20 protein-coding genes are annotated in these 21,989 nt (G+C 36.6%); 18 read left to right on the forward strand and 2 right to left on the reverse strand.

Going from position 1 to position 21,989, the window contains the following annotated elements; genetic code table 11:
- Nucleotides 1–51 precede the first annotated feature (51 nt).
- The 7 genes from FFM55_RS07595 (at nt 52) to tpiA (ending at nt 9,111) form a co-directional block, all read left to right on the forward strand.
- On the forward strand, nt 52–1,731 hold the full coding sequence (locus FFM55_RS07595; protein ID WP_042493721.1) for a glycoside hydrolase family 13 protein: 1,680 nt from the start codon (nt 52–54) through the stop codon (nt 1,729–1,731).
- 167 nt (nt 1,732–1,898) lie between these two features.
- Complete coding sequence (locus FFM55_RS07600) at nt 1,899–3,107, forward strand: extracellular solute-binding protein (RefSeq protein WP_137600801.1); 1,209 nt, start codon at nt 1,899–1,901, stop codon at nt 3,105–3,107.
- A 71-nt stretch (nt 3,108–3,178) separates the two neighbouring features.
- Nucleotides 3,179–4,516 (forward strand): carbohydrate ABC transporter permease, encoded by a 1,338-nt coding sequence (locus tag FFM55_RS07605; protein WP_042493724.1) that lies wholly within the window; start codon nt 3,179–3,181, stop codon nt 4,514–4,516.
- Between the two features lie 9 nt (nt 4,517–4,525).
- Entirely contained in the window at nt 4,526–5,365 is an 840-nt protein-coding gene (locus FFM55_RS07610) for a sugar ABC transporter permease (RefSeq protein ID WP_137600802.1), read from the forward strand.
- A gap of 12 nt (nt 5,366–5,377) precedes the next feature.
- Nucleotides 5,378–6,481 (forward strand): ABC transporter ATP-binding protein, encoded by a 1,104-nt coding sequence (locus FFM55_RS07615; protein WP_042493729.1) that lies wholly within the window; start codon nt 5,378–5,380, stop codon nt 6,479–6,481.
- Between the two features lie 15 nt (nt 6,482–6,496).
- Nucleotides 6,497–8,248, forward strand: coding sequence for a glycoside hydrolase family 13 protein (locus FFM55_RS07620; protein ID WP_137600803.1), 1,752 nt, complete (start codon nt 6,497–6,499; stop codon nt 8,246–8,248).
- A gap of 89 nt (nt 8,249–8,337) precedes the next feature.
- Nucleotides 8,338–9,111, forward strand: coding sequence for a triose-phosphate isomerase (tpiA, locus tag FFM55_RS07625; protein ID WP_042493734.1), 774 nt, complete (start codon nt 8,338–8,340; stop codon nt 9,109–9,111).
- A gap of 72 nt (nt 9,112–9,183) precedes the next feature.
- Here tpiA and FFM55_RS07630 read toward each other — a convergent pair whose 3' ends face one another.
- Nucleotides 9,184–9,888 carry a hypothetical protein gene (locus FFM55_RS07630; RefSeq protein ID WP_042493736.1) on the reverse strand — a complete coding sequence of 235 codons (705 nt, stop codon included), beginning with the start codon at nt 9,886–9,888 and terminating at the stop codon, nt 9,184–9,186.
- A 296-nt stretch (nt 9,889–10,184) separates the two neighbouring features.
- Here FFM55_RS07630 and eno point away from each other — a divergent pair, with 296 nt between their 5' ends.
- The 6 genes from eno (at nt 10,185) to FFM55_RS07660 (ending at nt 17,269) form a co-directional block, all read left to right on the forward strand.
- Nucleotides 10,185–11,543: a phosphopyruvate hydratase gene (gene eno / locus FFM55_RS07635; RefSeq protein WP_042493738.1), complete on the forward strand. Its 1,359-nt coding sequence runs from the start codon at nt 10,185–10,187 to the stop codon at nt 11,541–11,543.
- Nucleotides 11,544–11,676: 133 nt separating this feature from the next.
- On the forward strand, nt 11,677–11,916 hold the full coding sequence (secG, locus tag FFM55_RS07640) for a preprotein translocase subunit SecG (RefSeq protein WP_137600804.1): 240 nt from the start codon (nt 11,677–11,679) through the stop codon (nt 11,914–11,916).
- 74 nt (nt 11,917–11,990) lie between these two features.
- Entirely contained in the window at nt 11,991–14,348 is a 2,358-nt protein-coding gene (gene rnr / locus FFM55_RS07645) for a ribonuclease R (protein ID WP_137600805.1), read from the forward strand.
- Between the two features lie 20 nt (nt 14,349–14,368).
- The gene (gene smpB / locus FFM55_RS07650) at nt 14,369–14,839 is read left to right on the forward strand and encodes an SsrA-binding protein SmpB (protein WP_042493741.1); all 471 of its coding nucleotides are present in this window, start codon (nt 14,369–14,371) and stop codon (nt 14,837–14,839) included.
- Between the two features lie 244 nt (nt 14,840–15,083).
- Nucleotides 15,084–16,532 carry an amino acid ABC transporter substrate-binding protein/permease gene (locus FFM55_RS07655; RefSeq protein WP_042493742.1) on the forward strand — a complete coding sequence of 483 codons (1,449 nt, stop codon included), beginning with the start codon at nt 15,084–15,086 and terminating at the stop codon, nt 16,530–16,532.
- The gene (locus FFM55_RS07660; protein ID WP_042493744.1) at nt 16,532–17,269 is read left to right on the forward strand and encodes an amino acid ABC transporter ATP-binding protein; all 738 of its coding nucleotides are present in this window, start codon (nt 16,532–16,534) and stop codon (nt 17,267–17,269) included. Before FFM55_RS07655 ends, FFM55_RS07660 begins: the two co-directional genes overlap by 1 nt.
- 86 nt (nt 17,270–17,355) lie before the next feature.
- Here the strand turns inward: FFM55_RS07660 and FFM55_RS07665 are convergent, their stop codons facing one another.
- Nucleotides 17,356–17,904, reverse strand: a complete 549-nt coding sequence (locus FFM55_RS07665; protein WP_137600806.1) for an LURP-one-related/scramblase family protein — start codon at nt 17,902–17,904, stop codon at nt 17,356–17,358.
- A 122-nt stretch (nt 17,905–18,026) separates the two neighbouring features.
- On the opposite strand from FFM55_RS07665, the gene FFM55_RS07670 reads away from it, so the two are divergent.
- The 5 genes from FFM55_RS07670 (at nt 18,027) to FFM55_RS07690 (ending at nt 21,984) form a co-directional block, all read left to right on the forward strand.
- A complete protein-coding gene (locus FFM55_RS07670; protein ID WP_081839324.1) occupies nt 18,027–18,692 on the forward strand; it encodes a uracil-DNA glycosylase in 666 nt (221 codons plus the stop codon).
- 123 nt (nt 18,693–18,815) lie between these two features.
- Nucleotides 18,816–19,796, forward strand: coding sequence for a phosphate acetyltransferase (gene pta / locus FFM55_RS07675; protein WP_042493746.1), 981 nt, complete (start codon nt 18,816–18,818; stop codon nt 19,794–19,796).
- 111 nt (nt 19,797–19,907) lie between these two features.
- Nucleotides 19,908–20,885 (forward strand): linear amide C-N hydrolase, encoded by a 978-nt coding sequence (locus FFM55_RS07680; protein WP_042493749.1) that lies wholly within the window; start codon nt 19,908–19,910, stop codon nt 20,883–20,885.
- 125 nt (nt 20,886–21,010) lie between these two features.
- Nucleotides 21,011–21,472 carry a tRNA (adenosine(37)-N6)-threonylcarbamoyltransferase complex ATPase subunit type 1 TsaE gene (gene tsaE / locus FFM55_RS07685; RefSeq protein ID WP_042493783.1) on the forward strand — a complete coding sequence of 154 codons (462 nt, stop codon included), beginning with the start codon at nt 21,011–21,013 and terminating at the stop codon, nt 21,470–21,472.
- Nucleotides 21,472–21,984, forward strand: coding sequence for a GNAT family N-acetyltransferase (locus FFM55_RS07690; protein ID WP_137600807.1), 513 nt, complete (start codon nt 21,472–21,474; stop codon nt 21,982–21,984). The genes tsaE and FFM55_RS07690 overlap by 1 nt, the downstream gene beginning before the upstream one ends.
- Nucleotides 21,985–21,989 lie beyond the last annotated feature (5 nt).

The raw sequence follows: 21,989 nt of genomic DNA on the forward strand, positions 1-21,989 counted from the left end.
ATGAGTCTCCTATAAGCTAAAGTCATTAATAAATAACTGGGGGATTTATCAATGAATACAAAATGGTGGCAAAATGAGGTTGTCTATCAAGTTTATCCGCGCTCTTTTCAGGATACTAATCATGATGGTATTGGTGATATTCAAGGGATGATTAATCGTTTGGATTATATTAAAGATTTAGGTGTAACAATGATTTGGGTATCACCAATTTATAAATCACCAATGGTAGATATGGGATATGATATTTCTGATTATCAGGATATTGATCCACAATTTGGTACCTTGGATGATTTTAAGCGGTTTTTATCCGAAGCCGAAAAAAGAGGTATTAAGGTCATTATGGATTTAGTGATAAACCATACCTCTGATCAGCATCAATGGTTTATTGACGCGTTGGAACATCCTGATAGTGAGTATCGGGATTACTATATTTTTAAGCAAAGTGACGACGGTAAAGCGCCAAATAATTGGCGAAGTATTTTTGGTGGTTCTACTTGGGAGCCTGTACCAGGGGAACAAGGAAACTATTACTTTCACACATTTGCACCACAGCAACCCGATTTAAACTGGGAAAACCCAAAACTAAGACAAGAAATTTATCAAATGATTAATTGGTGGCTAGAAATGGGGGTTGCTGGCTTCCGTGTTGATGCGATTACGCATTTGAAGAAAGATTTGGATTGGGCCAGTTTACCTGCTGATGGCATTGATGACCTAGTTGCAGTTGTTAAAAAGGGACAAAATCGTCCAGGCATTGATTTGTTTTTGAATGAATTAAAAGCAGCAACTTTTGATAAGTATGATGCCTTAACAGTTGGTGAAGCATATGGTGTTCCTGACAGTGATCTAGAAAAATATGTTGGACCTGAAGGCTATTTTTCAGCTATTTTTGATTTTTCATATATGAATATTGATGTGCAAAACACCGATGAATGGTATCGAGGTCGCAGTACTTGGCAAATTAAAGATTTACGCCAAGCAATGTTTAATGCCCAGCGAACGGCTATTGATATTAAAGGGACCTTGGCTAATGTCTTGGAGAATCATGATCAACCAAGAGTGCTTTCAAAATTAGTACCAAATAAGGCATATCAAACTGCACAGACAGCCAAGGCATTAGCGACGATGTATTATTTCTTACCAGGATTGCCTTTTATTTATCAAGGACAAGAACTAGGAATGAAAAATTTTGAACGTCAAGACATTGCAGAATTTAATGATGTATCATCAATTAATAATTATCATGAAGCATTAGAAACTGGCTACTCAAAGGAAGCGGCATTAGCTTCAATTAATGCAAAATCAAGAGATAATGCACGAACACCGATGCAATGGGACGATTCTGAGTTTGGTGGTTTTTCAGACGTAACGCCTTGGTTAAAGATGGGCAACGATCGTCAAGGTATTAATGTTTCTGATGAACAGGCAGATACTTCATCAGTATTACATTATTATCAAAAATTAGGACAAATTCGACATGATGAAAATTGGGAAAAACTTGCAGTATCGGGTGTATTTACACCATTAACTTCACTGCCTGATACAGTAATTGGATATCAACGGACATTAGGTCAACAAGTTTTGACGATATTGGTAAACTTGTCACCAAATAATGTAAGATTTGGGTTGGTGCAAATAGGTGAACAACTTGTAACAGTGGGTGATACTGCGATAAACCAACATCGTGTGACGATGTCAGGATATAGTGCAATAGTGCTTGGGGTCAAATAAATATTGTGAATATATAAGCAAGGAACGTACTTAAAATGATTAATTTTGTACGTTCTTTTTATGTGAATTTATGTTACCGGTAACATCGTGCTTTTTTTAATAAGTTGCTATAATTATTAATGAAAACGCTTACATTATTTTGGGATATTTTGAAAAGAGGATAAAAAATGGGTAAGGCAAATAAAATTGTTATGATGACAGCACTGGCTGCTACAGTTACTTCAGCAGGTATATTCGTATCAAATAATTCGGCTTCTGCTGATGATAAAGCAGTTAAATTATGGGTTGATAATAAAGCATATAAACCAATCGTTAAGCAATTTACAAAAGACACTGGTATCAAAGTGGACTTTAAAATTGGGCAGTCAGCAGATGCTCAAGCTGATTTAAAAAAGGATCCGTCAGCAGCAGCAGATGTCTTTATGTTTCCACATGATCAATTAGGGCAAATGGTGCAGGCGGGCTTGATTTATCAAAACACGAAGTATGAAAAGAGCATTAAAAAGGATCAGACTGATTCAGCTGTCCAAGGGGCTTCATATAAGGGCAAGATGTATGGGTACCCTTATGGTGTTGAGACGCAAGTTTTATATTATAACAAGGAAAAGCTTTCAGCAGATGATATTAAATCATGGGCCTCACTTACTGAGAAAGGTAAGCTAACAACAAACTTTGCTGGTGACGGTGCTAATTATAAATATGTACCATTATTTATGAGTAATGGTGATTACTTGTATGGTGAAAATGGTGAAAAAGTAAAAGGCACTAACTTTAACAATGATAAAGGCATGCAAGTTTTAAAGTGGATTGCCCAGCAAAAGGATAATAATGGTGTTATTCAAAGTACGGATGCAGCTTCTTTAAACAAAATGTCAAATGGTAAGGCCGATGCCTATCTTTCTGGACCATGGGATAAGGTGACTTTGAAAAAGGAAATGGGAGATAAATTAGGGGTTGCCAAGTATCCAACAGTTAATTTTGGTGATGGTGACAAGCAGATGAAAACTTTCCTGGGTGTTAAATTATTTGGTGTTAATGCACAAACAGATAAAGCATTAAATGCAATGAAATTAGCTAACTACTTATCATCAAATAAAGTCCAAAAGCAAGTGTTCGATAAATTAGGTTACGTACCATCAAGTAAATCAGTACAAGCTAGTGGCGATGTTCAAAAAGATGATGTGGCTGCTGCTGTGACGGAAATGGCTAAGCCTGAAAATTCAGTTATTATGCCTAAATTACCACAAATGGTGACCTTCTGGGGACCGTCAGATGCATTGATTAATGATGCTTATAAAGGCAAGCTTACCTCAGATACAGAGATGCAATCTAAGTTAGATAAATTGGTTAAGCAATCAACAAAGTCTGAAAAATAAGTTACATAGTAATAACTAAGATATGCCTAGTAAGGCATATCTTTTTATCATCACTATATGGAGGATATCGCATGCAAACGCAGAAACTATCAGTGCGTGAAGCCTTAAAAGTAGGCGATTGGCGAATGAAATTATCGGCTATCATTATGGGGACATCGCAACTTTTACATGGACAGATACTAAAAGGATTATGGTTTTTAGCAGTTGAAATTTCTTTTTTTACTTGGTTCTTTGCTAGAGGAATTAAGAGTTTACAATCTCTAATAACTCTTGGAACACATAAGCAAGGATTTGTATTTGATAAAAAGTTAGGGATAAATGTGTTACATCAAGGTGATAATTCGATGTTGTTGCTCTTGTTTGGGGTTGCAACTATTCTCGTTGTTGTTATCTTTTTTTATCAATATTGGGTAAATTTAAAATCAGCTAGAAAATTGCAGGAATTAGATTTATATCATAAAAGCATTCCAACTTTAAAAGAAGATTTATCAGCATTATTAGATAGCAAGTTACATATCTTGCTAATGTCGGTACCGGTTGCTGGTGTCGTTGCTTTTACGATATTACCATTAATTTATATGATTTCTATTGCCTTTACGAATTACGATCATAATCATTTACCACCTAAAAATTTATTTAGTTGGGTTGGCTTTGAAAATTTGGGTAATGTGCTCGGTGGAGATGTTGCTAGTACATTTTTCCCATTACTAGGTTGGACCATTGTTTGGGCCATTATGGCAACAGTAACATCTTTCTTGTTTGGTGTATTATTAGCCATGTTAATCAATGCTAAAGGCATTAAGGGTAAAAAGGTTTATCGTACGTTATTTATCTTAACAATGGCAGTACCGCAATTTATTACATTATTAATTATGAATAATTTATTAAATGATTCCGGTATGGTTAATACAATGCTGATGAATTGGCATGTGATTAGTCATCCTTTGCCATTCTTAACTGACGGCACTTGGGCAAAGGTCACCGTAATTATTGTTAATATGTGGATTGGTATTCCAGCCACAATGTTGGTAACAACAGGTATTTTACAAAATTTGAATCAAGATCAAATTGAGGCTGCTGAAATTGATGGGGCTAACAAATTTCAAATTTTCCGTGATTTAACTTTTCCCCAAATTCTATTTGTTATGGCACCAAGTTTAATTCAACAATTCATTGGTAACATCAATAATTTCAATGTTATTTTCTTGTTAACCGGTGGTGGTCCGATGAATTCTGATTACTATAATGCAGGAGACACCGATTTATTGGTGACTTGGTTGTACAAATTGACAATCGATGCTGCAGATTACAACCTAGCTTCAGTTATCGGAATTTTGATTTTCACATTGTCAGCAGTATTCTCTTTATTTGCTTACAAACGTGTTAATAAGATGAATAATCTGGGATAGGAGTAAGTTATGAAAAATAAAAATAAACGGACACGTATGATTGTTTATACAATATTAACGTTATTGGCAGTAGTATGGGTATTACCTATCATTTGGATTGTATTAACGAGTTTTAGATCTGAAGGTGGCATGTTTGTTGATTATTTTATACCACATCATTTCACACTAGATAATTATAAAATGTTGTTTACTAATTCAACATATCCTTTTGGTCGTTGGTTCATGAATACATTAATTGTCGCAGTTGTTAGTGCAACATTATCAACATTTATAACGGTTGTGATGGCATATTCGTTATCAAGATTAAAATTCCGTTGGCGTGGCCGTTTCTTACAAGGTGCGTTGGTATTGAACATGTTTCCTGGCTTTATGAGTATGATTGCTATTTATTACATTTTGAAGGCAATTGGATTGACACAATCACTAGTTGCACTAATTTTGGTTTATGTAGCAGGAGCAGCGTTAGGATTTTATGTACAAAAAGGTTTTTTTGATACAATCCCAATTTCTTTAGATGAGTCAGCAATGTTAGATGGCGCAACGAAGTGGGATATTTTTAGAACAATTACGTTACCTTTGTCAAAGCCGATAATTGTGTATACAACATTAATGGCCTTTACAGGACCATGGATGGACTTCATTTTTGCACGAGTAATTATGGGCGATAATATTCAAAATTATACGGTAGCAATTGGTTTGTATACTATGATGACCCGTGAATCTGCAAATTCGTTGTTTATGGCGTTCGCTGCTGGATCTGTATTAATTGCGGTACCGATTATAATTCTATTCATCGCTTTGCAAAGATTCTTCGTTGAAGGTATGACCTCAGGTGCAGTAAAGGGTTAAGAGGAAAATAAAATGGCAGAAATAAAATTAGAACATATTAAAAAACAATATCAGAATGCCAGTGAACCATCAGTCGCTGATTATAACTTAGATATTCATGATAAAGAATTTATTGTTTTTGTTGGACCATCTGGATCAGGTAAGTCAACAGTATTGCGCATGATTGCTGGTTTAGAAGAAATAACGGATGGCACATTTACTATTGATGGTGAAGTAATGAACGAAGTGGCACCAAAGGATCGGGAAATTGCGATGGTTTTTCAAAATTATGCACTTTACCCACATATGACAGTCTTTGATAATATTGGCTACAGTTTAAAATTAAAGAAGACGCCTAAAACAGAAATTGAAGAACGGGTTCATCAAGCTGCCAAAATTTTAGGAATTGAACCATATTTGGAGCGTAAACCAGCCGACTTGTCGGGTGGTCAACGGCAACGTGTTGCTATGGGGCGAGCAATTGTGCGAGATGCAAAAATATTATTAATGGATGAGCCACTCTCAAACTTGGATGCAAAGTTACGTGTACAAATGCGTGCAGAAATTACTAAAATTCATAAGCGAATGGGTGCAACAACAATTTATGTGACGCATGATCAAACTGAGGCAATGACTTTAGCTGATCGTATTGTCATTATTGATCATGGGGATATTCAACAAATTGGGACACCAAATGAACTATATAATGAGCCGACTAATACTTTTGTGGCAGGCTTTATTGGTTCACCAGCAATGAATTTATTGGAAGTTGAATATTATGATGGTATGTTAGTGAGCGATGAAGGATTTTCTGTAACCTTACCGCAAGGTATTTCTAAACAATTAACTGATAAAGGATATGAAGACAAAAAAATTGTATTTGGTATTAGGCCAGAAGATTTACACCTTGATCCGATTGCAATGGAGACATATGTTGGTGGCAAATTTACAACTCAGGTAGAAATTTCGGAGTTGCTAGGTGCTGATGTTATGTTATATACAAAAATTGGTAATTCAGAAATTGTCGTTCGTGGTAAAGGTAGTGATTATGTTGCACCAGGTACAGCAATCCAAGTTGCAGCTAATCTATCAAAAGCACACTATTTTGATGCTGTCACAACAAACCGCATTATTTAATAAAGGAGAGTGCTTATGTTCAAGGCAGGTATTTATCATCGACCAGAAAGTGAAGATATAACGTTACTGTCAGAAGATACAGTGGCTATTCGCATTAAAACAGCATTAAATGATATTAAAAAAATTAAATTATTGTATGGGGATCCTTATCTCATATCGGCAGATAAGCCAGCAATATCACAATTTTTAATTAAGAAACGGCATGATGATATTTATGATTATTGGGAACTGGAATTAGAGCAAAAGACGAAACGTTTAGCCTATGCATTCTTGTTAGAAGATTATGATGGTGAAGTTAGCCTTTATGCTGATCAACAGTTTTATCACCCTAATAAGCAAATTAGTGAAAATGGTAGTGCATTTTTTAAGTTACCATACTTTCATTTAATTGATGCTAGTATTGGACCAAGATGGGTTAAAGAAACAGTTTGGTATCAAATTTTTCCAGATCGGTTTAATAACGGTAATATAAATAATGATCCGGTTAAGACATTACCTTGGGATTCAACAGTATCACCCCAATCAGATAGCTTTTATGGTGGCGATTTAGAAGGTATTATTGAAAAATTAGATTATTTAATAGATTTAGGAATTAATGGATTATACTTAACCCCAATTTTCAAAGCGCCGTCTAACCATAAGTATGATACAAGTGATTACTATGAAGTAGACGTCAATTTTGGAGATAAAGCAACTTTAAAAAAGCTAATTGATGAAGCCCATAAAAGAAATATGCGTGTGATGCTAGATGCCGTGTTTAACCATATTGGTGATCAGTCACCAATATGGCAGGATGTTATCAAAAATGAGAATCAATCGCAATATATAGATTGGTTTCATATTAATCATTTTCCAATAGCTGTAAATTCTGACATAACGGATGAAGCATTTTCCAAAAAAGCTAATTATGATACGTTTGCATTTACACCTCACATGCCAAAATGGAACACGAGTAATCTTGAAGTACAGGAATATTTGCTTTCAATTGGTGAGTATTGGGTGAAGGAGTTTGACATTGATGCTTGGCGTTTAGATGTTGCAAATGAGGTAGACCATCACTTTTGGCGTCAGTTTAGTACGCGTATGAAGCAAATTAAACCAAATATTTACATTTTAGGTGAAATTTGGCATACATCGCAACCGTGGCTAGATGGCAGTCAATTTGATGGTGTCATGAACTATGCATATATGCAGCATATAAAAGACTTCTTTATACAGAACGATCAAACCCCTGAAGAATTTACTAATCGTTTGACACATGAGTTGATGTTATATTCGGACACAACTAATCAAATGATGTTTAATTTATTAGATTCACATGATACAGCACGTATTCAAACTGAAGTTAGCAATGAAAAAATTGTCAGACAGTTATTGATGTTTATGTTTATGCAACCAGGTACACCTGATATTTACTATGGTACAGAATTAGGGATGACTGGTGGTGATGATCCAGATAACCGTAAACCAATGGCATGGCAGTTAGCTAATGAAGATAATATAACTTATCAGAATACGAAAATTATTATCAAAATTAGAAGGCAATATGCAAAATTATTTGCAGAGGGTAATCTAGTATTAATCCCGTTACAAGATGGTATTGTAGTAAAACGCCAGCTAGGCCAAAAAATAATTACAGGTGTATTTTCTCGTCAAAGTACATTACCTATTGAAGACGTTAGTGGTATGACTGTATTATTTGGTAACGAAGACATCCTTGAAAGAAAGTTAGCACCGCATTCGGTGTTTGTATATTTGACTAAATAAATGTTGCTATATTTAGTTTAAGCCTAAATAGTTCTGCACAACTAAGCATGGTATAATTGGTTTTAGTATAACGAGGGATGGTAATAAAGATGTCACGACGACCAATTGTAATTGCAAACTGGAAAATGAATAAGTTGCCAAGTGAGGTATCACAATATATCCAATATGTTGCACCAAAATTGGTTGGTTATCCAAATGTTGATGCTGTATTAGCAGGGCAAGATGTGTTACTAAATACAATGGTTATGGCGGCTAAAGATACTTCAATTGAAATTGGGGCGGAAAACATGTATTGGCAAGATAAGGGGGCTTATACAGGTGAAACTAGTCCACGTGCCTTGGCTGATTTAGGAATTAGCAAAGTTATTATTGGGCACTCTGAACGGCGTAATTATTTTCGTGAAACTGATGAAATGGTTAATTTGAAAACCTTGGCAGCGCTAAGAAATGGTGTGGCCCCAATTATTGCGATTGACGAAGCTGTGCAACTAACATCTTTAAATGATCATGCGCATTGGATCGTTAATCAAGTAGTAGAGTCACTCAAAGGTGTTACTGAGCAGGAAATGAGTCATATATTATTAGCTTATGAACCAACAGCTGCAATTGGTTCAGGACAAGCAATGACACCAGTTGATGCGCAAAAAAGCTTACGAATTATTCGTCAAACAGTTGCGGATATGTTTAATCAGGATATTGCTGATCGTGTGCGTATTTTGTATGGTGGTTCAGTAAAACCAGCTAATGCTTATGATTTATTAAAACAACCAGATATTGATGGGGTATTAGTGGGGGATGCAGCTTTAGATGCAACAACTTTCCTAGAATTAATCAGTTTAGCTGATCAGGCTAAAAGAAATTAATCGTAAGTAAACAAAAAACGCTTTGCCGCACTATAATGCGGGACAAAGCGCTTTTTTATTTTACTAATTGAATTAATCAATTGATGAAATTGCTGTATCTGGTTCTGATGGTGCAACTTCATCTGGTACATCATCGTCAATTATTTGTGAGGAATCAGTATCATTGCTAGATTCACTTGATGACTCATCAGAATGGCTACTTGACTTATCTGAACTATGAGAAGAACTATCACTCGTATCACTATTTTCAGATGAACTAGATGTGGATGACGAATTATTCTGTGAAGAGCTACTATTAGAAGATGTTACAGCCGAAGAAGTGCTTTGTGAAACTGAAGAAGTTGTTTCTGAGGCACTTATACTACTACTTGCCTGAGTTGTTTCACTACTTGAAACCGGATTACTCTGTGAACTATTATTTTTTGATGTTTGACTGGTATTGCTTTGTGAAGAAGGTTGGGCATAAAACGACTGCTGACTTGATTGCGTTTGCGAAGGACGTTTTGTACTTGTTGAAATAGCAGCTTTGTTGTTGGTATTAACTGCTTGTTCTTGTGAATCAGCAATGAAGACACCACTATCGGCTAATCGTGAACTAAATTTGGATGATTCAGATTTTGATGAAGCTTGTGCTTGTTTTTGCGATTGTAAATGGGTTACTTCTTCTCGGGGGTTAGTTAGCCAACCGGAGAAAGCTTGGGAAGTACTTAAAAAACACACAGGAATGATAAAAAGTAGACCAACTAGTAATGAAATTGTATAAATTGTACGTTTCATAAAATATCCCCCCAAAACCCATTTGATTTAATTAGTTTAACGTGATTAACAATTACATGACGGTCAAAAGTGTAACAAAATGACAACAAATCACTTGCAAATTAATGTCTAGAATATAAAATGGTGAACAAGCAAAGTGTTTTTAAAGATATATATAACTGTTATTTGACTAATTTATGAACTTTTTAACTGATGAAAAGGTCATTGTTAGCATATACTTTGAATTATGTTACAATAGTTTTCGAGGGATAATCCCATATAACTATACTTTCAAGAATGAGTAAGGAGAAGACAACATGTCTGCAATTACTGATATTTATGCACGCGAAGTTTTGGACTCACGTGGAAACCCTACTGTTGAAGTTGAAGTTTACACTGAATTAGGTGGCTTCGGTCGTGGAATTGTGCCATCAGGTGCTTCAACTGGTGTTAATGAAGCTGTTGAGCTACGTGATGGTGACAAGAGCCGTTTCCTAGGTAAGGGAACTTTAAAGGCTGTTGAAAATGTTAACAAGGTAATCAAGGACAAGTTGGTTGGTATGGATGTTACCGATCAAGTTTTGTTGGATCGTACAATGATTGCCTTGGATGGTACACCAAACAAAGGTAAGCTAGGTGCTAATGCAATCTTGGGTGTTTCAATTGCTGCTGCTCGTGCAGCTGCTGATGAACTTGGTACACCATTGTACAATTATCTTGGTGGATTCAACTCAAAGGTTTTGCCAACACCAATGATGAACGTTGTTAATGGTGGTGCTCACGCTGATAATTCTGTAGACTTCCAAGAGTTTATGATTATGCCAGTTGGTGCTAAGTCAGTTGCTGAAGCTATTCGTATGGGTTCAGAAACTTTCCATGCATTGCAAGCTTTGTTAAAGGAATCTGGTCACTCAACTGCTGTTGGTGATGAAGGTGGATTTGCACCTAACTTTGCTTCAAACGAAGAGCCATTCCAATACTTGTTACAAGCTATTGAACGTGCTGGTTACAAGCCAGGTAAAGATGTTGCGATTGCCTTTGACGTTGCTTCATCAGAATTCTATGATCACGAACGTAAGATTTACACGTTAGATGGTGAGCCTGATAAGAAGGAATACACAACTGATGAATTTATCGACTATCTAGAAAACTTGGTAGAAAAGTACCCAGTTGTATCAATCGAAGATCCTCTTGCAGAAGCAGAAGACCTAAACGATGAAGAGCAATGGGATAACTGGGCTAAGTTAACAGAACGTCTTGGTAACAAGGTACAACTAGTTGGTGATGATTTCTTCGTTACAAATACTGACTTCTTGGCAAAGGGTATTGCTAAGGGAGCAGCAAACGCTATCTTGATCAAGGTTAACCAAATTGGTACTTTGACTGAAACAGTTGAAGCAATTGAAATGGCTAAGGAAGCTGGTTATACAGCTATTGTTTCACACCGTTCTGGTGAAACTGAAGATACAACAATTTCAGACTTGGTTGTTGCAACAAATGCTGGTCAAATCAAGACTGGTTCAATGTCACGTACTGATCGTATTGCAAAGTACAACCAATTAATGCGTATTGAAGATTTGTTGACTGACAAGGTTGCTGAATACAAGGGTATTAACAGCTTCTACAACATTGACAAGTCTGCACGTGATGCAATTGTTAACTACGAAGCAAAATAATTAAATATTTAACTAAAGTAAGACTTGGCTATTATTAGCCTAGTCTTACTTTTTTTATTGAGACAAACTTGGTCCTATGTTATGCTATATAAGTATATATAGACTATAAACAGAAGAAAGAGGAGGCACCAAGATGTACGACATATTATTAACGGTAATGATTATAGTTGGTGCGCTAATTATAATTGCAGTTATGATGCAACCATCAAAACAACAAGATGCTTTGTCAGCATTGTCAGGTGGTGGCGGTGGTGACTTGTTTGCAACCCAAAAGGCCCGAGGATTTGTTGCAGTTATGCAACGTATCACGACTGTTCTTGCAGCAATCTGGTTTATTTTGGGATTGGCGCTAGTTTACCTTTCTTCACATTAAAAATCACCAGTACTCAAGACCCTTCGTGACATGTATTGCGAGGGGTCTTTCATTTTAAGAAGAGTGAGAAATCAATGGAATTACAAAATTTACAAGACCAGTTATTTGGTTTTTTGAAAGGGAATCCAACCCAGGCTTATCCAGCACAAACGTTGACTGATGGGTTACGGTTAGATGACGCAAATGCGTTTAAACTAGTAGTCCAATCTTTGGCTGCTTTAGAGCGTAGTGGCAAAGTTAAAGTCAATGAAGCAGGTGCTTTCCAATACAATGCTGAACATGAGGGTGTGATTGGTACATTTAAAGCGAACGACAAAGGATTTGGTTTTGTTCATTACGATGAAACAGCGCCAGATGTTTTTGTTAATCCTGACAACACAGCTTTTGCAACCCAAGGTGATGAAGTTCGGGTTAAGTTACTTAATAAAGGTGATGAAAAGCGTGGACCAGAAGGAAAAATTATTGAAATTATCACGCGTGGTCGTGAACAAGTGGTCGGTGAATTTACATTAGGTAGCCCGTATACTGGTTATATTGGGAGTGTCCGATTAACTGATAAAAAATTTGCCTCATTTGAATTTTTGGTCAAAGAGGGTGGTTTAGCGGCAACAGATGGTGAAGTTGTCGTAGCATCAATTGCAACATATCCTTCAGCTGAAATGCCAAAGCACTTTACTGGTTCAATTGTCGAAAAGATTGGTTATAAAGACGAACCAGGGGTTGATATCATGGAAATTGTTTATAACCATGATGTGCCACACGTTTTCCCTAAAGCAGCAATGGCACAAGCTGAAAAAATACCTGATGAGGTGCAAGATAGTGAACGTGAAGGCCGTGAAGATATTACGGACCAAACGTTGGTAACTATTGATTCAATTGAATCAAAGGACTTAGATGATGCTGTGGTGGTATGGAAGTTACCAAATGGTAATTTTCATCTTGGTGTTCATATTGCGGATGTTTCTCACTATGCAGTTGAAGGTACACCTTTAGACGAAGAAGCTTACAACCGTGGCACGTCAGTTTATTTGACGGATCGTGTTATTCCTATGCTACCGCGTAAGATTTCTAATGGCATTGCTTCTTTGAATCCAGGTGTTGACCGGTTAGCAATGTCAGCCGAAATGGAGTTCACACCGAAAGGTAATTTAGTAAATCATCGATTGCATACATCAGTCATGCGTTCACATGCACGCATGACATATAAAGCCGTGAATGCTATCCTAGCAGGTGATGAAGAAGTACGTAGTGAATATGCTGAGTTGGTGCCTATGTTTGAAGACATGGCAGAATTGCATGAAGCCTTAGCAGCCAAACGTACTGCCCGGGGTGCAATCGAATTTGATGCGCCTGAAGCAAAAATTATTGTTGACGAACAAGGTAAGCCAACAGATATTGAATTACGTGAACGTGGGTTATCAGAACGGATTATCGAGTCATTTATGCTAGCAGCGAATGAAACGGTTGCAATGCATTTTGATTTAGCGAAGGTACCATTCTTGTATCGTATTCACGAATCACCAGATGCTGATCGCGTTGAAAAATTTGTTGATTGCGTTAAAGCATTAGGTGCGCCAGTTAAGATTGACCCTGAAAAGATTAAGTCAACAGACTTACAAAGTATTCACAATTTCTTTATCGATCGTCCTGAAGAACAAATGGTATCAACCATGATGTTACGGACAATGAAACAAGCTAAATATTCTAATGATCCATTGGGTCATTTTGGAATTGGTGCAGATTATTATACACACTTTACGTCGCCAATTCGTCGGTATCCTGATTTAACGGTTCATCGTTTAATTAAGTGGTATGAAAAGAATGGCCTTGGTGAAGAAGCACAAGCTAAATACGCTGATAAATTAGCTCAGATTGGTGAAGAAACTTCAGTTAAGGAACGTCGGGCAGTTGATACCGAGCGTGATACAGATGCGATGAAGAAAGCAGAGTATATGCTTGATAAAGTCGGACAAGAATTTGATGGTGTTGTAAACGGTGTCTTGAAGTTTGGCATGTTTATTTCATTAGAAAATACGGTTGAAGGTTTGATTCATATCTCTAATTTTACTGATGATCAATATGTTTATGATGAAGCCCACATGGCACTTATTGGACGTCGTTTGCATCATATTTACCAAATTGGTCAACCTGTCAAGGTACGTGTTGTTCGTGTTGATAAAGAACAATCATCAATTGATTTTGTGCTAGTTGATCCAGAAGAAGCACCAATTACTGATATTAAAGTACCTGAAGATAATCGCGGTGCCTTTGGTAACAAGAATCGTGGTGACCGTCGTCATAATGATAAGCGTAACCGTTCAACAAAGGGTGGTAAGACGCATAATGATGGTAAGCCATTTGGTGCATACCATAACAAGCGTAAGCCTGATGATAAGCGTCAAGATTCTAACCGGAAGGGTCGCCATTCGTAATGACAAATTAGGGGGTTATCATGGCTAAAAAAAAGCGACGTACTAATGACGCGTTGGCCACGAATAATAAAGCACGCTATAATTATGCAATTGCTGAAACATATGAGGCCGGTATCGAATTAACGGGAACTGAAATTAAATCTGTTCGTGCTAGTAAGATTACAATAGGGGACGGATTCGTACAGGTTCGTAATGGACAAGCGTGGTTAGATAATGTTCATATTAGTCCGTTTGAACAAGGCAATCGATTTAATCATGATCCATTACGTAGTCGGCGCTTATTATTGCATAAGAAAGAAATTGATACCTTACAAGCAGCTGTAGCGCAACAAGGTAAAACGATTGTGCCATTACGTGTTTATTTAAAACATGGTTTTGCAAAAGTTTTGATTGGCGTTGCCACTGGTAAACATAATTATGATAAACGTGAGACGATTAAAAAACGTGATCAAGATCGTGATTTACATCGAACAATGAAAAAGCGCTATTAGTAGGATAAAAATTCAATTATTGGCGAAAGAACATCAAGTACGTCTTTTGTTTAAAAAAATAGCAAATCATCCAAAATGGGTGATTTGCTATTTTTATATATTGCTTTTTAAATCATATAATAATAGCGTTTAAGAAGTTTTGTATCGTTATATTTTATGTCAGGAAAACTAACATCATTTACCCGCTTATTAGGACAATAGCGTACAATTAGTGGGAATGAGAAGATTCTTGGAGGAATAAAGAATGCGCAAGTGGTTAATGAGTCTAATAGCGTTGGCTAGCTTGGCAATTGGTGTCCTAATTAGTTCACCGGCTGTCCATGCTGCAACACCAAACTACACTATAACAACTGATACGACTTTTCCACCGTTTGAATTTCAAACGGATAAAGGAGATTATCGTGGTATTGATATGGATATGTTGAAAGAAATATCAAAACGCGAAAATTTTACCTATAAGCTAAAGCCAATGAGTTTTAATGCAGGGGTACAAGCCGTTCAAGCAGGGCAGGTTGACGGTATCGTTGCGGGTATGTCAATTACTGATGAACGTAAAAAAATGTTCGATTTTGGAACACCATATTATAAAAGTGGTATTGTAATGGCTACTACGGATAAGTCGAAAATTAAAGGCTTGTCTGATTTAAAGGGTAAGACTGTTGCAGCAAAAACGGGTAGTGCGGGAGCTGATTATGCTCGTGAAATATCAAAAAAGTATGGTTTTAAAATAACGTACTTCAATGATTCAAATACTATGTACAATGATGTTGCAATTGGTAATACAGTGGCTGCGTTCGAAGATCAACCTGTTATGGCCTATGCCATTAAACAAGGAACGAAACTAAAAATTGTGACGGATCCAGCTAAAGGAAATTGGTATGGCTTTGGTGTAAAAAAAGGAGCCAATACGGAATTATTAAAGAAATTTAATACAGGCTATGCAGCGATTGTCAAAGATGGTACGTATGATAAAATTGTCAATCGTTATCTAGGTAAAGGTAGCTATAATTACAAAAAAAATGCAGCTGATAAGGTTGAGAAACAAACAACCATTTGGAGTTTGTTTAACGAAAATAAAAGTGCTTTGTTTACTGGGTTAGTTAAGACATTAGAATTGACGTTAGTTGGTATTGTTTTAGCTGGAATTTGGGGAATACTACTGGGTATTCTAGGTGTTATGCCAAGTAAATTTGCTCGTGGTTTATCAACGACGATCATCTATATTTTCCGTGGATTACCTATGCTAGTATTAGCATTCTTTATATACATTGGTATTCCTAACTTAACGGGTCAAAAGATTCCAGCCTTTACAGCAGGCGTTATTACATTAATTTTAAACGAAGGTGCCTATATTGGTGCGTTTGTAAGTGGTGGGTTTAAGTCTGTTGATTCAGGTCAATTAGAAGCAGCACGCTCATTAGGGTTACCATATGGTAAAGCGATGCGTAAGGTTGTTATGCCACAAGGAATTCGCTTAATGATTCCAAGTTTTATCAACCAATTTATTATCACGTTAAAAGATACGTCAATTCTGTCAGCAATTGGTATTATTGAATTGACACAAACGGGTACATTAATTATTGCTCGTAATCTACAAGGATTCCGAGTTTGGTTGATGATTGCTGCGTTGTATCTTATCGTGATTACGTTACTAACGTGGTTATCAAATTGGGTAGAAAAGAGGATCAAATAATGACAGCAATTATTGAAGCGCATGATGTTCATAAAAGTTTTGGTAAAAATGAAGTATTAAAAGGTTTGAACTTAGCTGTCAATGAGGGCGAAGTTGTTGTTATGATTGGTCCTTCTGGTTCTGGTAAATCAACCTTTTTACGTTCACTAAATAAGTTAGAAGAAATTAATAGTGGTCAAATTATTATTGATGGGCATAACATTAGCGAACCTAAAATTAATATCGATAAGGTCCGTGAAAAGGTGGGCATGGTGTTCCAACATTTTAATTTGTTTCCACATTTAACGGTTATGGAAAACATGGTTTTAGCACCAGTCCAATTAGGCAAGATGACTAAATCTGAAGCAATTGATAAAGCTAAAATATTGTTGAAACGTGTTGGCTTGTTGGAAAAAGCAGATGTTAAGCCAGATACACTTTCTGGTGGTCAAAAACAACGTGTTGCCATTGCCCGTGCATTAGCAATGAATCCTGAAATTATGTTGTTTGACGAACCAACATCAGCCCTTGATCCAGAAATGGTCGGGGATGTATTAGATGTTATGAAAGAATTGGCTAAAGAAGGTATGACTATGATTGTGGTGACACATGAAATGGGATTTGCAAAACAAGTGGCAGATCGAGTCGTCTTTTTTGCGGATGGACATATCAAAGAAGAAGGTAAGCCAGTTGAAATATTTGAGAATCCACAAGATGAGCGGACACGTGAGTTTTTGAATAAAGTTTTAAATGCTTAATTGATATAGCAGCTGAAAAGTAAAGTGCCTCATCGTTAGTAGACCTTTTTTGTCTAATAGCGGTGAGACACTTTTATTTTTGTAGATTATTTTAGGTTGTATGGTTTTGAACGACTAAACGGTGCGACTAACGGAGATGATGTGTCAAATAGATTTGGCCAACTAAGTGGATATCGATGTGCAATAAATAGCCATCGGTCTAAAAAGGCGATGATTAACACAAGTAAGTTTTCTTGGTCATGATTTACTAGAGTCACCTTTAATCTGTTATCTGTTAGCGGATACGCATTTGCTAATTGATGGTTAACCATTGATATTTGAAAATGGCGTTTTTCAAGACGACCTAAAACAAACCAGTTAAGTGTATTAATATATAAAAGTTCGTGTCGTTTCAGTGAAATACCAAATGAACCAACTTGTTTATCCTGATTGGATAATATAAAGCGTGGTAAGAGTCCGCCAGAAATTTGCGTAATGGTGGCTAATGGTTCATAAGCGTCATTAAAAATGGTTAATTGGTTATGCCGTTGCCCAATTTGCCCTGAAACAAAATATTTAATTGTTTGGTCATAAGTTGTAACCGTAGTTGTACCGGAGCGTTCTTTGAGCGACTGTGATAAATATAAATGATGCAAAATAAGACCTCCTTATAGTAATAAACAAGGTTTCAACTAACTTAATTTTAACATATCTCTTTTAGACCAGTGGTTAGCCAGTATAATGATAGTAGATAAAATTTATGAGGAGGAAAATTAACATGGCATCATTATTACCAGCAGACTGGGAAAAAGCAATACAACCTGTATTGGGTAGTTCATATTTAGAACGTATCAATTCATTTTTAGATGCCGTTTATAGCAGTGAAATAATTTATCCAAAACGTGAAAATATCTTTGCTGCTTTATCAGTAACGCCGCTAAGTGAAGTGAAGGTCGTTATTCTTGGGCAAGACCCATACCCGAATCCAAACCAAGCGCAGGGGATGAGTTTTTCAGTACCTGCGGGGATGGCATTACCGAAGTCATTAATTAACATTTATAAAGAGTTGGTTGATGATTTAGGTATAGCAGCACCACAAGATGGTGATTTACATCGTTGGGCTAACCAAGGTGTTTTATTGCTAAATACAGTTTTGACGGTACCAGCACACCAGGCAGGTGGTCACACTGGTAAAATTTGGGAACCGTTAACAGATGAAATTATTCGTTTAGTCGCGCAACAAGAAAAACCGACTGTATTTATTTTATGGGGCAAGCAAGCACAAAAGAAACAAACGTTAATAACTGGAGAACAGAATTTAATTTTGCAAGCACCACATCCGAGCCCCTTATCAGCATACCGTGGTTTTTTTGGTTCTAAACCATTTAGTCAGACAAATCAATTTTTGATCACAGCAGGTTGTCCTCCCATTGATTGGGGATAAGAATTTGCTAAAATTGTCCCAGTAGTGAAACGCTTTTAAAACGTTGGTGTATCAACATTTGTGTTATAATAACTGTGTAATACGATAATGAATTATTAATAAAAGAGACGAGGTTTGTCCATCATGGAATTGTTCGAACAATTAGCAGATAAAATTAAAGGGCAAAATAAAACCCTAGTATTTCCAGAAGGTGAAGATCCACGCATTCAAGGTGCTGCAGTACGTTTAGCAGCTGATGGATTGATTAAACCAATTTTATTAGGTCAAAAATCAAGTATCGATGCAACGGCTAAAAAAAATAGTTTTGATTTATCACAAGTTACGATTATTGATATTGCAACTTATCCAAAAGACGATTTTAAAGAAATGGTGCGCGTTTTAGTAGAACGTCGTCATGGTAAGACGGATACAGCAACTGCTAAAAAATGGTTACAAGATCCAAATTACTTTGGAACGATGCTCGTGTATATGAATCTAGCTGATGGTATGGTTTCAGGTGCCAACCACCCCACTGGCGATACTGTTCGTCCAGCTTTGCAAATTATTAAAACTAGCGCTGATGCATCACGTATTTCTGGTGCCTTTGTGATGCAACGAGGTGACGAACGCTATATATTCGCAGATGCTGCTATCAACATTGATATTGATGCGCAAACAATGGCTGAAATTGCTGTGCAGTCTGCTAAAACAGCACGTGTATTTGGCATTGATCCAAAGGTTGCTATGTTGAGCTTTTCAAGTAAAGGATCAGCACGCGCACCACAAGTAGACAAAGTTGTACAAGCAACTGAGCTTGCAAAACAATTAGCACCAAACTTACCAATAGATGGTGAATTACAATTTGATGCTGCATTTGTCCCAGCAGTTGGTCAAGCAAAGGCCCCTGAATCATCAGTTGCAGGTTACGCCAATGTTTTTGTTTTCCCAGACCTACAATCTGGTAACATTGGGTATAAAATCGCGCAACGTTTGGGTGGCTTTGAAGCTATTGGTCCGATTTTACAAGGCTTAGCGCAACCAGTTTCGGACTTGTCACGTGGTGCTAACGAAGAAGATGTCTATAAAGTATCGATTATTACGGCAGCGCAAGCAGTTGCTAATTAAATAAAAAAACAAAGCGTCGTTTAAGTTGATCTTAAAAGTTTTGATAACTTTTAAGCAGGTTTAACAGCGCTTTTTTAATAAACATTTTTCGATAAAGGTAGGTAAAACGGTATGTGTACAAGTATTTTACAGATTGCAAAAGATGGCACACATGTGTTGTCACGTACTATGGATTGGCCTAAACTTGAGAATTCACCAATGTTTGTCCCTAGAAAGTATCGCTGGCATTCATCTTTTAACAGACATTTAATTCAAAATAAATATGCCTTCATTGGTGGGGGTGAATTAAGTAGTAAAAGAACAGATATTGCAGATGGTGTTAATGAATTTGGCTTAAGTGCCCAAAAATTAACTTTCGGTAATGGGGCTAAATTTGTTGATAATATTGATGATGAAAAGGTACAAATCGCACCTTTTGAATTTGTATTCTGGTTACTAGGTAATTTTAAATCGGTTGATGATATGGTTTCTCATATTGATCAAATTCAATTGATGTCTGACCAAAACAGCGTTATTAAATATGGTAATCCAGAATTGCATTATGCAGTTACTGATACAACTGGTGCTATCGTTGTTGTTGAACCGACAACTTGGCCAATGAAAATTGTGGCGAATCCATTAGGGATTGTGACTAATAGTCCATATTTTGATCAACAAATTAAGCAGTTAGAAAAATATGTTGAGTTTAAACCGGAATTTAAAGCAGGCACTATTGGTATCAATGTGCCAAAGGTGACAACAGGGAAACTTTCTGGAAAATCAACCCCACCAGGAGCATATTCACCAGGGGCTCGTTTTTTGAGAGCTGCTTATTTAAAAGAACGAGCTGATCAGCCTAATGATGAGAATGAAGCAATTATAACAAGTTGGCACTTACTTGATAGCGTGACAGTTCCACAAAATTTAAGGCATCAACAAACTTTTTCTGTCTATCGGGCAGCTACTGTATCCGAAAGTCGTAGCTACTATTTTCAATCGTATCATCAGGGAAGTATTACAAAATTGCAATTAACAGATGAAATGCTAACTTTGACAGAGCCAATTATATATGAGGTGCCCGATGAATTATCAGTTAATCAGTTGAATTAATCAATTTTGTAATCAGTATAATCAAGAAAGCTCAGTAGAACTCATTTTTACACGGGCTTTTTTATTGGCAGTCTAGGCTGTTGTTAAGCTGTAATCAAAAGATGAAAAATGGTATACTTTTAATTATGAGAATATTAGTTGAAACAGTGAATGAAACACAAGAATTAGCTGCAAAATTAGCAAAAAATGTCAAAGCAGGAGATACAATTTTATTATCAGGGGATTTGGGAGCTGGTAAAACAACTTTTACGCAAGGCTTTGCGAAAGCATTGGGGATTAAACGACCAGTTAAAAGTCCAACTTTTACGTTAGTGCGTGAATATCAGACAGCACAATTTCCTTTATATCATTTAGATGTTTATCGTTTGGGTGAAGAGGGCAATGCTGAAGACCTAGGGCTATCGGAATATTTTGGTGGTGAAGGAGTTGCGTTGGTTGAATGGTCACAGTATATTAAGCCGGATTTACCTGATGATGTTTTAGAAATTGTTTTTGAACGTGTCCCAAATTATGACACAAAACGTGTTATTACACTGACAGCAAGTGGTGAAAAATCAGTCGCTCTGTTGTCTGAAATGGAGAAATAATGGAAGTTTTTGTTCGTCCAGCTGAACGGCAGGATGCTGTTAATTTAATGCAATTGATTTTTCAACTGCAAGATGAATCAAACACCTTCATTGTTGAACAAGATCCAAATCAAATTGCAGTGCAAGAGGAAGCTGATAATATTGATATTTTACAAACAACTACCAATAATATTATGCTTGTTTCTAAAACAGAGAGTGGCCAATTAGTTGGACTAGCATCTGCAGCCGCTATGCCAGGACAACCAAAAGTTGCTGAAATTGGTGTGGCGGTCATAAACGATTTTCAAGGACATGGATTAGCCCAGGCGATGTTAGCAGAATTACTTGATTGGGCGCAGACATTTAGTACAGTTGAAAAATTACTGCTGACTGTCCAAACTAGTAATGCTGCAGCCATTCATATTTATGAAAAGATAGGGTTTAAACGGGTGACTGGTTCAGAAAAACAGGTTTTGAATAGTGATCATGAAAATGTACCAGCTTTTGATATGACTTTAGTAGTTATAAAGTAATGAGG

The organism is Weissella sagaensis, from assembly GCF_005405285.1.
Lineage (GTDB): Bacteria > Bacillota > Bacilli > Lactobacillales > Lactobacillaceae > Weissella > Weissella sagaensis.

Excerpts from the sequence above, each read along its gene's own strand:
- FFM55_RS07610 (WP_137600802.1), top strand. The coding sequence starts at position 4,526 with ATGAAAAATAAAAATAAACGGACACGTATGATTGTTTATACAATATTA.
- rnr (WP_137600805.1), top strand. The coding sequence starts at position 11,991 with ATGGAATTACAAAATTTACAAGACCAGTTATTTGGTTTTTTGAAAGGG.
- FFM55_RS07600 (WP_137600801.1), top strand. The coding sequence starts at position 1,899 with ATGGGTAAGGCAAATAAAATTGTTATGATGACAGCACTGGCTGCTACA.
- FFM55_RS07630 (WP_042493736.1), bottom strand. The coding sequence starts at position 9,888 with ATGAAACGTACAATTTATACAATTTCATTACTAGTTGGTCTACTTTTT.
- secG (WP_137600804.1), top strand. The coding sequence starts at position 11,677 with ATGTACGACATATTATTAACGGTAATGATTATAGTTGGTGCGCTAATT.
- FFM55_RS07670 (WP_081839324.1), top strand. The coding sequence starts at position 18,027 with ATGGCATCATTATTACCAGCAGACTGGGAAAAAGCAATACAACCTGTA.
- FFM55_RS07620 (WP_137600803.1), top strand. The coding sequence starts at position 6,497 with ATGTTCAAGGCAGGTATTTATCATCGACCAGAAAGTGAAGATATAACG.
- FFM55_RS07605 (WP_042493724.1), top strand. The coding sequence starts at position 3,179 with ATGCAAACGCAGAAACTATCAGTGCGTGAAGCCTTAAAAGTAGGCGAT.
- tpiA (WP_042493734.1), top strand. The coding sequence starts at position 8,338 with ATGTCACGACGACCAATTGTAATTGCAAACTGGAAAATGAATAAGTTG.
- FFM55_RS07680 (WP_042493749.1), top strand. The coding sequence starts at position 19,908 with ATGTGTACAAGTATTTTACAGATTGCAAAAGATGGCACACATGTGTTG.
- FFM55_RS07660 (WP_042493744.1), top strand. The coding sequence starts at position 16,532 with ATGACAGCAATTATTGAAGCGCATGATGTTCATAAAAGTTTTGGTAAA.
- FFM55_RS07615 (WP_042493729.1), top strand. The coding sequence starts at position 5,378 with ATGGCAGAAATAAAATTAGAACATATTAAAAAACAATATCAGAATGCC.
- smpB (WP_042493741.1), top strand. The coding sequence starts at position 14,369 with ATGGCTAAAAAAAAGCGACGTACTAATGACGCGTTGGCCACGAATAAT.
- pta (WP_042493746.1), top strand. The coding sequence starts at position 18,816 with ATGGAATTGTTCGAACAATTAGCAGATAAAATTAAAGGGCAAAATAAA.
- eno (WP_042493738.1), top strand. The coding sequence starts at position 10,185 with ATGTCTGCAATTACTGATATTTATGCACGCGAAGTTTTGGACTCACGT.
- FFM55_RS07690 (WP_137600807.1), top strand. The coding sequence starts at position 21,472 with ATGGAAGTTTTTGTTCGTCCAGCTGAACGGCAGGATGCTGTTAATTTA.
- tsaE (WP_042493783.1), top strand. The coding sequence starts at position 21,011 with ATGAGAATATTAGTTGAAACAGTGAATGAAACACAAGAATTAGCTGCA.
- FFM55_RS07595 (WP_042493721.1), top strand. The coding sequence starts at position 52 with ATGAATACAAAATGGTGGCAAAATGAGGTTGTCTATCAAGTTTATCCG.
- FFM55_RS07655 (WP_042493742.1), top strand. The coding sequence starts at position 15,084 with ATGCGCAAGTGGTTAATGAGTCTAATAGCGTTGGCTAGCTTGGCAATT.